11 protein-coding genes are annotated in these 14,589 nt (G+C 39.1%); 5 read left to right on the forward strand and 6 right to left on the reverse strand.

Annotated elements, in window-relative coordinates:
- Positions 1-104 precede the first annotated feature (104 nt).
- Both E6H07_04950 and E6H07_04955 read right to left on the reverse strand, forming a co-directional pair.
- Positions 105-1,022, reverse strand: a complete 918-nt coding sequence (locus E6H07_04950; protein ID TMI65273.1) for a hypothetical protein — start codon at positions 1,020-1,022, stop codon at positions 105-107.
- A 152-nt stretch (positions 1,023-1,174) separates the two neighbouring features.
- Positions 1,175-1,996 carry a GLPGLI family protein gene (locus E6H07_04955; protein TMI65274.1) on the reverse strand — a complete coding sequence of 274 codons (822 nt, stop codon included), beginning with the start codon at positions 1,994-1,996 and terminating at the stop codon, positions 1,175-1,177.
- 136 nt (positions 1,997-2,132) lie between these two features.
- On the opposite strand from E6H07_04955, the gene E6H07_04960 reads away from it, so the two are divergent.
- From E6H07_04960 to nagA, 3 genes are read left to right on the forward strand one after another with little or no spacing between them, the layout of a single operon-like run.
- Positions 2,133-3,629 (forward strand): HAMP domain-containing histidine kinase, encoded by a 1,497-nt coding sequence (locus tag E6H07_04960; GenBank protein ID TMI65275.1) that lies wholly within the window; start codon positions 2,133-2,135, stop codon positions 3,627-3,629.
- Entirely contained in the window at positions 3,626-4,303 is a 678-nt protein-coding gene (locus E6H07_04965) for a response regulator transcription factor (GenBank protein TMI65276.1), read from the forward strand. The genes E6H07_04960 and E6H07_04965 overlap by 4 nt, the downstream gene beginning before the upstream one ends.
- Positions 4,304-4,347: 44 nt before the next feature.
- Positions 4,348-5,433 (forward strand): N-acetylglucosamine-6-phosphate deacetylase, encoded by a 1,086-nt coding sequence (gene nagA, locus E6H07_04970; GenBank protein TMI65277.1) that lies wholly within the window; start codon positions 4,348-4,350, stop codon positions 5,431-5,433.
- 263 nt (positions 5,434-5,696) lie between these two features.
- On the opposite strand, the gene E6H07_04975 is transcribed toward nagA, so the two are convergent.
- The 4 genes from E6H07_04975 to nadA form a co-directional block, all read right to left on the reverse strand.
- Positions 5,697-6,173 carry a hypothetical protein gene (locus E6H07_04975; protein ID TMI65278.1) on the reverse strand — a complete coding sequence of 159 codons (477 nt, stop codon included), beginning with the start codon at positions 6,171-6,173 and terminating at the stop codon, positions 5,697-5,699.
- 13 nt (positions 6,174-6,186) lie between these two features.
- Positions 6,187-7,311 carry a glycosidase gene (locus E6H07_04980; GenBank protein ID TMI65279.1) on the reverse strand — a complete coding sequence of 375 codons (1,125 nt, stop codon included), beginning with the start codon at positions 7,309-7,311 and terminating at the stop codon, positions 6,187-6,189.
- A gap of 37 nt (positions 7,312-7,348) precedes the next feature.
- Positions 7,349-8,179, reverse strand: coding sequence for an alpha/beta hydrolase (locus E6H07_04985; protein ID TMI66466.1), 831 nt, complete (start codon positions 8,177-8,179; stop codon positions 7,349-7,351).
- 182 nt (positions 8,180-8,361) lie between these two features.
- Entirely contained in the window at positions 8,362-9,372 is a 1,011-nt protein-coding gene (nadA, locus tag E6H07_04990; protein ID TMI65280.1) for a quinolinate synthase NadA, read from the reverse strand.
- Positions 9,373-9,938: 566 nt separating this feature from the next.
- Here nadA and E6H07_04995 point away from each other — a divergent pair.
- Both E6H07_04995 and E6H07_05000 read left to right on the forward strand, forming a co-directional pair.
- On the forward strand, positions 9,939-12,104 hold the full coding sequence (locus E6H07_04995) for a S46 family peptidase (GenBank protein ID TMI65281.1): 2,166 nt from the start codon (positions 9,939-9,941) through the stop codon (positions 12,102-12,104).
- A gap of 246 nt (positions 12,105-12,350) precedes the next feature.
- Positions 12,351-14,501: a hypothetical protein gene (locus tag E6H07_05000; GenBank protein ID TMI65282.1), complete on the forward strand. Its 2,151-nt coding sequence runs from the start codon at positions 12,351-12,353 to the stop codon at positions 14,499-14,501.
- Positions 14,502-14,589: the final 88 nt, after the last annotated feature.

A 14,589-nucleotide genomic window follows, 5' to 3' on the forward strand; every position in this document is an offset into this window, starting at 1 on the left:
CACGCATCATTTATTTTGTTTGTTCTGTTGCATGGGGACACGCAACAGGGCCGCCTCACTTTATTTAACGGGCACTAACCAGGGCGCAGATTTAAGAAGCATTATTATTTGAATTCTTTATCAATTTCTTCTAACATTTCTAAAAGTTCTTCAAAATTGGATTGCAGGGAATTGACAAAAATCCGTAACTCAAATTTGTCTTCAATTTTTGATTTAATCAACGTTTGGTCTAGGCGATTAATAATGTAGTCTATTAAACTTAACGTGTCTTCAGTTCCTTGTAAAGCACTTATGGCAAAGTATCTTTCAATTATGCCTTCTTTTATTTTATTAATAGCAGCCTGGATATGCTTAAAATTCATTTCTACTAAAGGGTGGTCGTGATAAATATGTTCATTCAGCTTCGAAAATTCATAGTGCATATCATCTCGTACAATTGCTCTCAGGCTTTGGCCTTTAAATTTATTTTTATGGGCTTCAAAATCATGCTCAAGTTTTGACATTACCTTATTTAAAATTTGATTAACTAATACAAACTGTTGCTCAATACTTTCAATAATATCAATGTTTTGAAAGATTGATTTACTTCCTGTTTTTGGAAAGTATGAAGCAAGTGTGAATGCCTCTTTCGAAATTGATGATCTGTCAATATTGTGAAATGATGCGTCATTACCTCTACTTGTTGGGTGTCCTATCGAATTGTTTCTGTTTTCTCTTATTTCGTAAAGCTTGGGGTATTCGTTTTTATAATCGATAGTTGCGTTGAAAAGTGAAGTGTTTAAATTATTGACGGCGTCCTGCTGGATATTAAGTGCTTGCAAAAGTCCATAAACATAAAGATAGCCACCGCTATATCCATCGAACTTTTCAAGTCCTAGGTAAGTGTCAATTGCTAATTGTGTATCCTCAATTGCGTCCATTGATGCCCAAAGCTTATTCCACTTAATTCTGTCATTAAGTAGTAATTCTCTTTTCCAAGGGTGATTACATAATTCACGAATTTGCCTAAGTAAATCTGTCATTTAATGAGAATGCTAAAATATTGGCACCAACTCATAAATATACGCAGTATCTGCAATAATTTTTTGTTGATAATAAGCTCAAACTTATACCAGAAAACAAAAAAACCCCACTGACTCTTCAGCCGGGGTTCACTATTTATAACAAGCAATCTTTAATTTATCCGTATCGTTCTTTGGCCACCGCCACCCTGCATATTCTTTTGCATTTCTTCCATCATCTTGTCTCTTTCTTTTTTAAACTCATCGGGTGTCAGTTTCTTTTTTCCTGTTGGTTCTTTTATCAATGCCACATCTGCTTTTTCAGAAATACCCGTTGCTTTATACACCTGTCTTCCGTTGCTGATATCCATTTCTAAAATTGCGCCGGGCAATTGTCCCTGGAATTCTCCCGGGCCTGTAGTTACCGGAATATCTGATGCAAACCATGCAACGATCACCGAGGTGTCTGCCACTTCTTTTCTTTCCATTACACCATTATTAATATTCATCCGCATAGAAGAGCTGATACGTGTAGCTGTTGCCTTCATGCAGTTGTGGTTAAGAATACTTTTTGTTTCACCTGTCATCATCTTCCATTTCAACGGACGGATACTGTCTCCAACTAAAAAATTCTTGTCCATCACTTCTCTTTTTTCTACCCGTTGCGCATTATCAAAATTGTGATATACTACATCGTTAGAGCCGGCTACGAACATGCGGATCTGCATACCTCCTTCACTGCTGAAAGTTCCGCCATCATCATTGTCTTCTGCAACCGAACGCCAGATAGATTGATTGTTGGCAAATACCAGCTCGTACTTATCTGTTCTTGATTGAGGAATGCTTTGTTCCATTCCTTCATTTCCTCCCGGTCCTGCGCTGAACGCCATCATCATTTGAACCGTTCTGCTATAGGTTATTGTCCCCTGTTTCATTTGTGCTGAAACGGCAGCAGAAATCATTAAAAAACATCCTGCTATCAGTATTTTTTTCATAAACGTTTAATTTTTGTCAAAACTATAATCCAAGGGGCGCAAGATAAGTTAAGCGGGGTTTCATTAAGGTTAATAAAGGTTAATGAATACCGTTAGCATAAATGCTTTGGCTTAGTTTTGACTCCGAAATGAAATTATGCGTCTGCGGCTATTACAAATATTAATGACCATCACCATTCTCGGTATTATTGCTTTCCAGGGCTACTGGCTGAGAGAGAATTATAAACGAGAGGAAAAAACACTGTCCTTTAAAACCGATGTGGCATTCCGCGAAACCGTCAGGCAGTTGCAGGAAAAAAATTTAAAGCTTGGAAAGAGCATGCCTTTTTTAAACGACTCCATCCCTAAGGGGAATATGAGGGTTTTTGTAAATAGCGAACATCCGGGGCCGGAAATAGTAAACATTGATCCGCATAGAGAACTTGCAACCACACTGAATATTGTAGGCCAAAAAATTAAAGACTCGGTGTTAAAAAGAATCGCAGGAAAAAACAAAGTGATGATAACGATGGATAATTCTTCTGTTTCTATTTCAAAAGACTCAATGCGACGATTCAACAAGGAAGCAGACTGGTTTGGCCCGGATCCTGAGGGAAAAGAAAATTACATCATGCAGTTGCTTTATAGTGTTGACTCATTGCAGGATTCTATAAAATTGAAAGATGTTCAACTTGCTTATACAAAGGTGCTGGAAAACCAGAAAATAGATATTCCTTTCTCCATTACAAAAACAGAAAGCAAATTTCCCGAAAGGCGGGATGAACCTAATAGAGTAACTGTTGGTTTTGCAAATCCCGTTACTTTCAGCCTGGTAAAAGGAAATACATTTCCTTATTTATTGAAACGTATTGCTTCACCTTTATTGTTTTCTGTTTTTCTTATTGCTCTCACAATTCTTTCTTTTGTGTTGTTGTATCGTAATATGAAAAAGCAGCAAAGACTTGCTGAGCTAAAAAATGATTTTATCAGCAATATTACCCATGAACTGAAAACACCGATAGCAACTGTTGGTGTAGCAATTGAAGCATTGAAAAATTTCAATGCGATGCAAAGCCCGGAGCGTACTAAAGAATATCTTGATATTTCTTCCAATGAACTAAACAGGTTGAATTTGCTGGTAGACAAAGTGCTTAAACTTTCCATGTTTGAGAAAAAAGAAATTCAACTTAATCTTGAAGCAATTGATCTAAGGAGCCTTGCAGACGAAGTGCTTGCTTCTATGCGTTTGCAATTAGAAAAGAAAAATGCCTCTGTTATATTAACTCATTCGGGTAATACATCTTTGATGGGCGACCGCCTTCACCTGCTGAGTGTTGTATTTAATTTGGTTGATAATGCCCTTAAATACAGTCCTGAAAATCCGGATATAAAAATAGCTGTCGAAGAAAAAGAAAATAATGTGGAGCTTCGTGTTGCTGATAATGGCGTTGGTATTCCGGATGAATACAAAACAAAAGTGTTTGAAAAATTTTTCCGGGTACCGGCAGGCAATGTTCATAATATAAAAGGATATGGGCTTGGCCTGAGTTATGCTGCTTCCGTTGTAAAAAAACATGGCGGAACAATTGAAGCAAAAAATAATGAAGGGGGCGGAACCAGCTTTACTATCACACTACCAAAAAATCAGTCATGACAAAAGTATTATATGCCGAAGATGAAATGTTTCTTGGCAAGATCGTAAAAGAAAGCCTGGAAAGTCGTGGTTTCAATGTAGTAATGGAAGCCGATGGCGGAAAAGTCTTTTCTGCTTTTCAAAAAGAAAACCCCGATATCTGTATTCTTGATATTATGATGCCCAATAAAGACGGCTTTGAAGTAGCAGACGAAATACGTAATGTAAATGAAGAAGTGCCTATCATTTTTCTGACAGCCAAAACACAAACCGAAGATGTAGTGAAAGGTCTTACGATCGGCGGCAATGATTATATCCGCAAGCCTTTTAGTATGGAAGAGCTGATTGCACGCATTAATAATGTGCTGCGTAACAAACCGGAAGCAAAACCACTGAGTGACATGGTGAATGTTGGCAAATTCTTTTTTCATATAAACAGGCAAACGCTGAATGATGGTAATGAAGAAAGAAAATTATCATTCCGGGAAACACAGTTGCTGAAATTGCTGTATGAGAACAAGGATAATATCATCGATCGCAAAGACATTCTTAATTTACTTTGGGGCAATGATTCATTTTTCAACAGCCGCAACCTGGATGTATACATTACAAAGATCCGCAATTATTTAAAAGAAGACCCCTCTCTAGAGATCATTACAATTAAAGGAATCGGCTACCGCTTTGTAGTTGCTTAACAGCTTTGCTCCAGTTATTTGCAAGGTTCTATTATCTTGCAGGCATGCAATTCTATTCTGCTGACAAAATATTTACTGGCGAAGAGTGGTTGAGCAATCATGCTATAGCTGTTAATAATAACCTGGTTGAAGCCGTCCTTCCTCTTTCTTCAATAAGTGAAAACGTAAAATGTTTTGATAACTGTTTTATAGCCCCCGCTTTTATTGATCTGCAGATCTATGGTGCAGGAGGCAAATTGTTAGCCGTTTTTCCCGAAAAAGATTCATTGATAAAACTGGTTGATTATTGCCGTGCTGGTGGCGCTGCTTATTGTATGCCAACTGTTGCTACGCATCCTTATGAAACATTTTATAAAGCTATTGACGCCGTAAAAGATTACTGGAACAGCGATGGTAAAGGTGTGCTGGGTTTGCACATTGAAGGTCCGTGGATAAGCAATGAAAAAAGAGGGGCGCATATTTCTGAGTTTATTCATCAGCCAACATTGGCACAAGTAAAAAAGTTACTGGAATATGGTAAAGGAGTTATTAAAATAATAACCCTTGCGCCGGAAGTGTGCAGCAAAGAAATTATTGATTACATTCTTTCATACGATGTTGTTATTTCTGCAGGGCATAGCAATGCAAACTATGAACAGGCAACCAATGCTTTTAATAACGGCATCGCTGCAGCTACGCATTTATACAATGCAATGAGCCCTTTGCAACATCGTTCACCCGGAATGGTTGGCGCAATAATGGATCACCCCACTGTAATGAGCAGCATTATTCCTGATGGCTATCATGCGGATTATGCGGCTATACGAATTGCTAAACAGGTAATGAAAGAAAGATTATTTGCAATTACGGATGCAGTAACAGAAACCGCAAGCGGTTCTTACCCACACCAGTTGGCGGGAGATAAATATGAAAGCAGCGGTATCCTTAGCGGGTCGGCATTAACAATGGCCAGAGCTGTAAAGAACCTGATACAGCATTGTCATATTGAATTAGACGAAGCATTAAGAATGAGCAGCTTGTATCCCGCCAGAGTAATGGGTTTACAAAACCGGCTTGGTATGATTAAGAAAAATCACGAAGCGGCTTTGATTGTGATGGATAATGAATTCAACGTAGCTGCGCTTTTATAATTTTCTTTCTTCTTCCGAATCATTATAACAAATCAAACATCCGGAGTCTTGTCATTCCGACGAAGGAGGAATCTCAGAGACATCTCCCAAGTACAGCTTTTATGCTAAAATGATGACCGATAATCAACACTTCTGAGATGTCTCACCTGTCAGTCATTAAGATTATTGTTTTATTTTAAACGCCGGTTCGACATGACAATACTCCGTGGGTTTGGTTGTCTTTTTTGTTTCCGAAAAGACTCTTCTTTTGTTTTCTAAATTTTTTATTTTTTCCTCTCCGGCCGTGGCGCCAGCATTGCAAGGGGAATACCGATACATATAACAAGAATTCCACACGCAATTAATGCGCTGTTAAGATTAAATTTTTGACTCCCTATTGCTGATAACGGAACAACGATCCTGTTCATTACGGCCCATACAAAAATTCCATACAATATTCCTGTAATAAGTCTGTTTACAATCATCAATCCCAATTTTGAAAAGATGATAAAGAAGAAAACAGTAAACAACAAAGCAATAGTATAATGAAAAGCAAGACCAGCTACAACCATTTCGCTACCTCCTGTTCTTGCCGCCGGACCGAATATGGCGCTGGCGATATATCTGCATATCATTTTAAAAACCTCGACAACATCTTTGTTCTTTCCTTTAATAAACACCTGTATGGTGGCCGCCATCATATCCATTGTGCCTACAAACAACCAGGCCTTTATCATTTTCGAAAAAAAAGAATTATTCATAACAACAGTTTTTTTATTCTTTAATGGCAACGGCTATTTTTGAATCCGCTGTTCCATAATATAAAAACCATTTATCCCTGAAATAAACAAGCCCTTCAACAAAACAAACTTCATTTACCTCACCTGTTTTTTCATATTCTTTATCAGGATAAATAAAATAGTTTTCTGTTCTGTCAATTAATTTAACGGGGTTTTCTTTATCAAACAATGCCTGGCCGGCCGCATAAGTAAATTTTGGTAATGCAGTATCATTAAAGTTAGCCGCATTACTCCCGTTATAAATTAAAAGGATTCCTTCATCTTTCAATAATGCATAAGGCCCGGGTTCTACCAGCCGGCTGTCGAAATAACCCGGTCGTGGATGTAAAACAGAGATCAGTTTTTTGCTTTCAGTATTTTCCGATACTTCCCAATGGATCAGATCATCTGAACTCGCCATAAAAATATCTGTATCGCCAAAATACATCCAGTACTTGCCGCCAATTTTTGTTGCAATGATCTTATTCCCTTGTTGCTTTGCAACGATCGCCCCGGACTTTGACCATCCTTCCTTGTATTTTGCTGCATTCAGTACCAAACCGTGTTTACTCCATGTTCTTAAGTCCTTTGAGGAAGCAATCGCTAATCTTGCCGTTTTTCCATCATAGGCCGTATAGGTCATTATATAAGTTCCATCTTCGCTTTCAACAATGCGAGGATCTTCCACGCCATCAAAACAAGTTTTACATAATGTGCCACCTACGGAATCTCTTTTGTGGTCCCATTCATATCGTTTCATTGAATCGCTGGCGGCATAAAAAACAGGTAAGGCTGCTTTTATAAAATGTAAACCATCAGCACTTGTGGCCATGCCTATTCGGGAGGTTCCATTCATATCCTGCGCACGGAAAAACAAAAACACGGTATCGTTTCTTACAACCGCTGCGGGGTTCAACACATTGCGTTCCTCCCATTTTACGTCCCTGTTCAGTAGCGGGCAATGAAAACTTAATTCAGCAGAAGGTTTTAAAATAGGATTGATGCTGTCCGCTTTTACAAAACCGGTAAGGGTCCAGTCGTTTATATTTTTCTTTTCTGATCTGTTACTGCATGATGTTATTAATGCTGAAGCAAGCAGGATCAAAGCAATTCGTTTCATGCAATGAATTTACGGTATTGTAAACTCATCTGCCGTATTATTGCTCATTCGATTTTGTTATCGGCTCCTTTAAAAAATTATTTATTAATGACACTGTTGCCGCAATTAAAATTTTATCCTGCGGCGCAGTCATTTCACCGATATAATCTCCATGTCCGCCAGGGATGATAGCAAGCCGTGAATTTGAAAGCAGGCGGTGCATTTCAGTAGCATGTTCTGGAGTTGTAACATCCCGGTCGCCTATGATAATAAATGCCCGTGCTTTAATTGATCTCATTTGCTCTTCTGAAATATCGGGAAAGGATTGCATCCGTGCCACATCTCTCTCATACATCCGGTGAAGTGCATTTGTATCATGATTTATTTTCAGGAATTCATCCTTGTAGGGTTGCGGCATTCCTTCAAATGTCGGCCTGGACATCATGTCCCAAAACCAACCAGGGGCGCCTGCCTTTTTATAGAAAGTAGATGCAACAATTATTTTGTTCGTCATTTCGGGATACCTGATAGCAAATTGAAGCGTAGTACTTGCACCATTACTGAAACCAAAAATATTGGCTTTCTCAATGTTTAGTTGTTTTAAAAGTGCTGCAATATTATCTGCATCTTGCTGAAAGCTTAAAGCCCTGTCAATATCTGCTGTGTGTCCATGTGCCTGCATCTCTACCGCAATTACTTTGCTGGATTTTGCAAACTCCTCTATCACTCGTCCAAAAGTTGTCTGAAGGGTAGAACCACCGCCATGAATTAAAACTAACGGGTTACCGGTTCCATGAATTTCATAGTACATTTTTAGTCCATTCACAGAAGCGTAGCCGCTTGTGTTGTTCTGTTTGGTTTCTTTACCTGTTGTCGTTTCAGAATTCATTCTATTATTGCCCGGATTATTACAACCTGAAATTATCAAAGCTGTGATAATTATAAAATAGTTTCTTTTAGCCATTCATGAAAAATGTTTTGAACTGTTGTTGATATCCTTCTCTTAAAAAAGGATTGATCAAAAAAAGAATAATTATTCACCAGCCGTTTTATCTATTGCCTTTTTAATTTCTACAACCCCGCCTTCTCACTTATCTCCAGCATTCTCTTAATTGGTTTCAGCGCAGCTAGTCTTAATTCTTCCTCCATCAGTATCTCCGGCGTTTCATATTCCATACAGAGATAAATTTTCTCAAGCGTATTTAACTTCATATGCGGGCAGTCGTTGCAGGCGCAGTTGTTATTTGGTGGGGCTGGTATAAATGTCTTTTGAGGGCTTGACTTCATCATCTGGTGGAGTATACCTGTTTCAGTCGCAACAATGTATTCCTGTGAATCATCTTTCTGTGTGTACTTCAACAACCCTGTTGTACTTCCGATATAATCAGCAATTCTCAAGATTGGATCCTCGCATTCAGGGTGTGCTATTAGCTTTGCTTTTGGGTGTCTTTGCTTCAGTTTTGTTATTTTTTCCAGGCTGAATATTTCATGTACCATACAAGCTCCGTTCCATAGCAACATATCTCTTCCTGTCACTTTGTTGATGTAGGCGCCCAGGTTTTTATCCGGAGCAAAAATTATTTTCTGCTCTCTCGGAAAACTCTCAACAATAATTTTTGCATTACTGCTTGTGCAGATCACATCGCTTAATGCTTTGATTCCGGCACTGCAGTTGATATAACTTACGACCACATGATCAGGATGTTTTTCTTTGAATTTTTTAAAAAGTGGTGGTGGACAACTATCGCTTAGTGAACAACCGGCTTTCAAATCCGGGATCACAACTTTTTTTGTTGGGTTTAAAATTTTTGCTGTTTCCGCCATAAAATGCACGCCGGCGAAAACGATCATATCCGCTTTTGTTTTTTCTGCCTGTTGTGCAAGGCCCAGGCTATCGCCGATATAGTCGGCCACATCCTGAATGTCCGGTTCCTGGTAGTAGTGGGCCAGCAGGATGGCATTCTTTTCTCTTTTCAATCGCTCTATCTCGGCAAACAGATCCAGTGTAGGATCGATCTCAATATCGAGGAACCCTCTTTTCTCAACATTTTTTTCCGCGGCCACCAGTTCTCCTGTTTTCATTTTTAATTTTTTTCAGGGTGCAATAATCCATCAACAAATTAAACTTTTCAAAAACATTTCTTAAATACTATAATAGTATTAATATAAATACTTTTTAAAAAAGAGTTTATTATTATTACAGCTGTGGATTAGTGGATAACTCTTTTATTTCACCACACAAAGTTAAGAACTCACAGTAACTAACATCAAACACAAACTAATCCACACCATGAAACATAGTGCTGTAAAGAAAAGAGTTGATTATTCCACATAGTTGTGAATTAATAGTACAAATACTGTGATTATAGAAAATGAAAAGAGCTCGTGTGGATAGAGGTCTGATAAATTGTAAAGAACCAGGTTAAGGACAGCAATTAGGAGTAAACTCACAATCTGGTATCAAACAGTTCTATTTCATATTAACGTTCCATCGCGGTTTATTCACACAATGTGGTCCCTATTAACAGGCTGTTGTGGGGAAAAAGATGACTCTTTGATCTTTTTGAATCTTGTAATGCCGGGGATTGGGACGGTTAAACCTTAAAAATCCAGAATCATTTACATTTACCTACCCAAAAATGATAGCAATGAAAAGACTCAGACATTTTTTAGCCGCCCTTTTCTTATTTATTATCACAATTGCCCGTGCCGACGAAGGTATGTGGCTTCCCCTCTTCCTGCAGCAGCTCAACGAAAAAGATATGAAGGCGAAGGGTATGAAAATATCAGCAAAGGATATATATAATATTAACAGTGGTAGTCTGAAAGATGCGATTGTAAGTTTTGGTGGCTTCTGTACCGGCGAAGTAATTTCAGCACAGGGTCTTGTACTTACTAATCATCATTGCGGATTTGATGCGATACAAAATCATTCAACACTTGATAATAATTATATCCGCGATGGGTTCTGGGCAAAATCAAATAATGAAGAAATTCCAAACCCTGGACTGTTTGTAACATTTATAGTACGAATAGAAGATATAAGTAAACAGGTATTGGCGGGTGTAGCTGGCACAATGAGTGAAAAAGAAAGACAGGCGCAGACGGAAAAAAATGTTGCTGAGCTGATAAAGACTGTAAAAAAAGAAAACTATCAGCAAATACTTGTCCGTCCTTTCTTCGAAGGAAACCAGTATTTCATGTTTATAACAGAACGTTATAATGATGTACGCCTGGTTGGGGCTCCACCATCTTCTATTGGAAATTTTGGAAAGGACACCGATAACTGGATGTGGCCTCGTCATACAGGAGATTTTTCAATGTTCCGTATTTATGCAGGCAAAGACAATAAGCCAGCAGATTATTCTCCGGATAATGTTCCTTATGTTCCTAAAAAATCATTGAGCATTTCTTTAGATGGTGTTTCAGAAAATGATTTCACGATGGTCTTTGGTTTCCCGGGAAGGACAATGGAATACTTGCCCGCCATTGCCGTTGATCAAACGGTAAGAGTTGGCGATCCTGTGAAAATTGCCATCCGCGACAAAGCATTAAACGTTATTGATGGTTTTATGCGGAAAGATGAACAGATAAAAATTCAGTATTCCGAAAAATATGCAAGAATTCAGAACTCATACAAAAAATGGCAGGGCGAAGTGTTGGGTCTTACACGTACAAATGCTGTGGCTAAAAAGAAAACCTATGAAGCAGAATTTCAAAAAAGAGTGAACGCTAATCCGCAAAGGAAACAACAATACGGTTCGCTGCTTAGTGATTTAGAAAAAGCATATGTCGAATTTGAGCAGTATGGAAAACACAGGGATTATTGGGCAGAGATCACCAGCCAGGTCGAAGTTTTTAACGTTGCCAACCAGCTAAATAATTTAATTACTATAAAAGAAAAAAATGGCGAGTCGGGACTTAATAATGCATTACCACAGACTATAGCAAGGCTTCAAGGAGTATATAACGAGTACAATTCAATAGTAGATAAAAAACAATTTGAAATATTGATGGAAATGTTTGCAAAGGATCAGGATGAAAAGTTTATTTCGCCTGCGCTGAAAGAAAAAGCAATGGCTGCCGGAGGCTACGCTAAACTGGCTGAACAATTATATTCCATTTCATCGCTGGATGAAGGCGAAAAAATAATGAGCGGACTAAACAACAATGCAACCTTTCTTTTAGAAGAACATAAAAAAGACCCTATCAATATTTTATTTAAAGAGCTAGCGGCTGTCTACGGAGAAAAAGTATCTGTGAGATTAAATGAATTGCAGGCCGAGATAAACAAGCTGCAGCGGAGTTATATGCAGGCACAAATGGATGTATTTAAAGAAAAGAAATTTTATCCGGATGCCAACGGAACGCTGCGTGTCACTTACGGAAATGTAAAAGGATACAATGCAAGAGATGCCGTCACTTTTGATTATTACAGTTATCTGGATGGAATAATAGAAAAGTACAAACCTGGCGATTATGAATTTGATGTGCCCGATAAACTAAGACAACTGCAAAAAACAAAAGACTTTGGCCAATACGGCGTAAAAGGAAAGATGCCGGTTTGTTTTATCGCCGCCAATCATACCACTGGCGGCAATAGTGGAAGCCCGGCACTGGATGCTTACGGAAATCTTGTTGGTCTCAACTTCGACCGGGTATGGGAAGGCACCATGAGTGATATCAACTTCGACCCAACTATTTGCCGCAATATTATGGTGGACATTCGCTATGTGTTGTTTATTGTCGATAAATTCGCCGGAGCCCCACACCTGGTAAAAGAAATGAAGCTGGTTCACCCTAAAAAGAAGTAGAAGCGTTGGGGCTGTGAGCCGAAATCAAAGCCGGGCAACGATTCCGGCTATCCGCTGCAAGTCCGCCACGGCTAGTACACAATACAGATGTGGCGGAGCTTTCCGCTACTATTCGGCAGCCCGTCACCGACAGAATAAAACCCGGCGAGAGGCCTCTGTTTTCCACAGTTTTTCCCCTATTTTTGCCACCCCTTAAAATCATAAATAATAAGGGAGAGTTTACCCTCTAAAAACCTATATAATTATATGTCTATTATTCAGACTATTCGTGACAAGTACGCAAAGTGGGCGGTGGTAGGAATAGCACTTGCCATTATTGGATTCCTTTTAATGGATGCTTCAGTGGGTCGCAGTCGAATGTTCTCTGGCCTTGCCGGCGCAAGCGTTGGTACAGTAAACGGAAGGAAAATAAAACACAACGAATTCAGCAAACAAGTTGACGCTGCGCAAAGAAGTATTGAATCGCAGCAACCCGGTATAACCGCTGATGCAAAAACAGGACAAGCTGTTGATGCTGTTTGGAACCAGGAAATAAACAAGACAATTCTTGATGCTGAATTGGAAAAGCTTGGAATATCTATTACAGAAAATGAAAGAGCAGATATGATTGCCGGGGAACATCCTCTGCAGGCTGCTCAACAATACCTCGGCCAACAGGGACAACCCTACAATGGTGCACAGGCATTGCAAACGATCAACCAGGTTAAAAGAGGTAATAATGCAGAACAGAAAACACAGGTGATCGAGTTGTTGAATTATTTTGATCGTGTTCGTCTCGAAGAAAAATTCAATTCGCTTTTTTCCAACTCTGCCAATGTACCACGCTGGATCATTGAAAGTGAAAATGCAGACGCAAGCCGCATTGCAAATGTTTCTTTTGTACAGGTAAGATATGTTGATTCAATTATGGGCCCGGATAGTGCAGTAAAAATTACTGATGACGAAGTAATGGCCTATGTGAACAAGCATAAAAAACAATTTAAACAAATTGAAAGCCGCAGCGTAAGCTATGTTGCCTTTTCCGCAGCGCCAAGTAAAGCAGATACATTGGCTGCAAGAGAAAAAGTTGCTTCGTTAACAGAAAAATTCAAAACTGCGGCTGATGCAAAAGTGTTTTTAGATGGGGAAGGTTCTGCGTTTCCTTATTCAAACAATTATGTTCGTGCAGCAGATATGCAGCAAGCGAATAAAGACACACTGTTAAAAATTCCGGTAGGCGATGTTTACGGTCCTTATCTCGACAATGCACATTTTGTTACTGCAAAAATGATTGAAAGCAGAATGATTCCAGATTCTGTAACGGTTCGTCACATATTAGTGAAAACAGCAGACCTGGACCCACAAACCCGAACATTTACACAAACAAGAGATACCGCCGAAGCAAGAAAGTTTTTGAATGATAGCATCATTGGTTTAATAAACCAGGGCATTTCATTTGATTCGGTTAATAGAAAATATAATGATGACCAGGGACGTAAAGACAGCGGTGGCGTTTATAAAAATGTGAAGTGGAATGTTATGGTCGCCAATTTCAATGATTACATATTTACAAATGCTCCCGGCTCTAAAGGTGTAGTTTATACAGAATTCGGATTTCACTATATAGAAGTGTTAAAGCATTTTGGCGCAGCCGATAACCGCATTGTTAAGCTTGCTTTTCTTTCAAGAGAAATTGAAACAAGTCCAGAAACAGAAACAGAAGTATCTGGTAAGGCGAATGCATTTGCCGGAAAGGCCCGCGACCTAAAGTCGTTTGATGATGTATTTGAAAAAGAACTAAAACCACAAGGATTGGCTAAAGGCATTATGCCCAATATCCTGCCCAGCGCATATAGCTTCGGCAATCTTGGCGAATCAAGAACACTGGTTAAAAAGATCTACGAAGCAAAACAAGGCGAAGTGCTACAACCCGAAAAAGTAGGAATGGATTATATCGTAGTAGCAGTAACCGAAGTACAGAACGAAGGCACACAAAATGCTGCAACAGCGAGAATGAATGTTATACCTGCATTGCGCAATAAAAAGAAGGCTGAGATCATCAGGAAAAAAATCGGAACAATAACAACACTTGAAGCGGCAGCAGCAGTACTTGGTAAAACAGTTCAGACTGTTGACAGCATAAGTTCATCAAACCCAAGAGCATTGGCTGGCGAACAAAAATTACTAGGCGCTGCATTCAACCCTGCTAATAAAGGCAAGGTTGTACCCGAAATGATTGAAGGGGCGCAAGGTGTTTATCTTTTACAAGTACACAGCACGGGAACGGCGCCATTGGCTACAGCCAATGTAACCGAGCAAAGGGCCAATATCATAAACTCAAGAAAATTCACATCCCGCACCCTTCAGGCCTTGCGTGAAGGAGCTAGTATCAAGGATAAACGAAAGGATTATTATTAAAAGCTTAAGAAAACTCATACAAACCGTCCCGCATTGCGGGACGGTTTTCTTTTACCCATTTCGCAAGAATGACCAACCGGAAAAAACT

The sequence above is a fragment of the Bacteroidota bacterium genome (genome assembly GCA_005882315.1).
Lineage (GTDB): Bacteria > Bacteroidota > Bacteroidia > Chitinophagales > Chitinophagaceae > VBAR01.

Coding starts and splice junctions, on each gene's coding strand:
- E6H07_04950 (TMI65273.1), bottom strand. CDS start 1,022: ATGACAGATTTACTTAGGCAAATTCGTGAATTATGTAATCACCCTTGG.
- E6H07_04955 (TMI65274.1), bottom strand. CDS start 1,996: ATGAAAAAAATACTGATAGCAGGATGTTTTTTAATGATTTCTGCTGCC.
- E6H07_04960 (TMI65275.1), top strand. CDS start 2,133: ATGCGTCTGCGGCTATTACAAATATTAATGACCATCACCATTCTCGGT.
- E6H07_04965 (TMI65276.1), top strand. CDS start 3,626: ATGACAAAAGTATTATATGCCGAAGATGAAATGTTTCTTGGCAAGATC.
- nagA (TMI65277.1), top strand. CDS start 4,348: ATGCAATTCTATTCTGCTGACAAAATATTTACTGGCGAAGAGTGGTTG.
- E6H07_04975 (TMI65278.1), bottom strand. CDS start 6,173: ATGAATAATTCTTTTTTTTCGAAAATGATAAAGGCCTGGTTGTTTGTA.
- E6H07_04980 (TMI65279.1), bottom strand. CDS start 7,311: ATGAAACGAATTGCTTTGATCCTGCTTGCTTCAGCATTAATAACATCA.
- E6H07_04985 (TMI66466.1), bottom strand. CDS start 8,179: ATGAATTCTGAAACGACAACAGGTAAAGAAACCAAACAGAACAACACA.
- nadA (TMI65280.1), bottom strand. CDS start 9,372: ATGAAAACAGGAGAACTGGTGGCCGCGGAAAAAAATGTTGAGAAAAGA.
- E6H07_04995 (TMI65281.1), top strand. CDS start 9,939: ATGAAAAGACTCAGACATTTTTTAGCCGCCCTTTTCTTATTTATTATC.
- E6H07_05000 (TMI65282.1), top strand. CDS start 12,351: ATGTCTATTATTCAGACTATTCGTGACAAGTACGCAAAGTGGGCGGTG.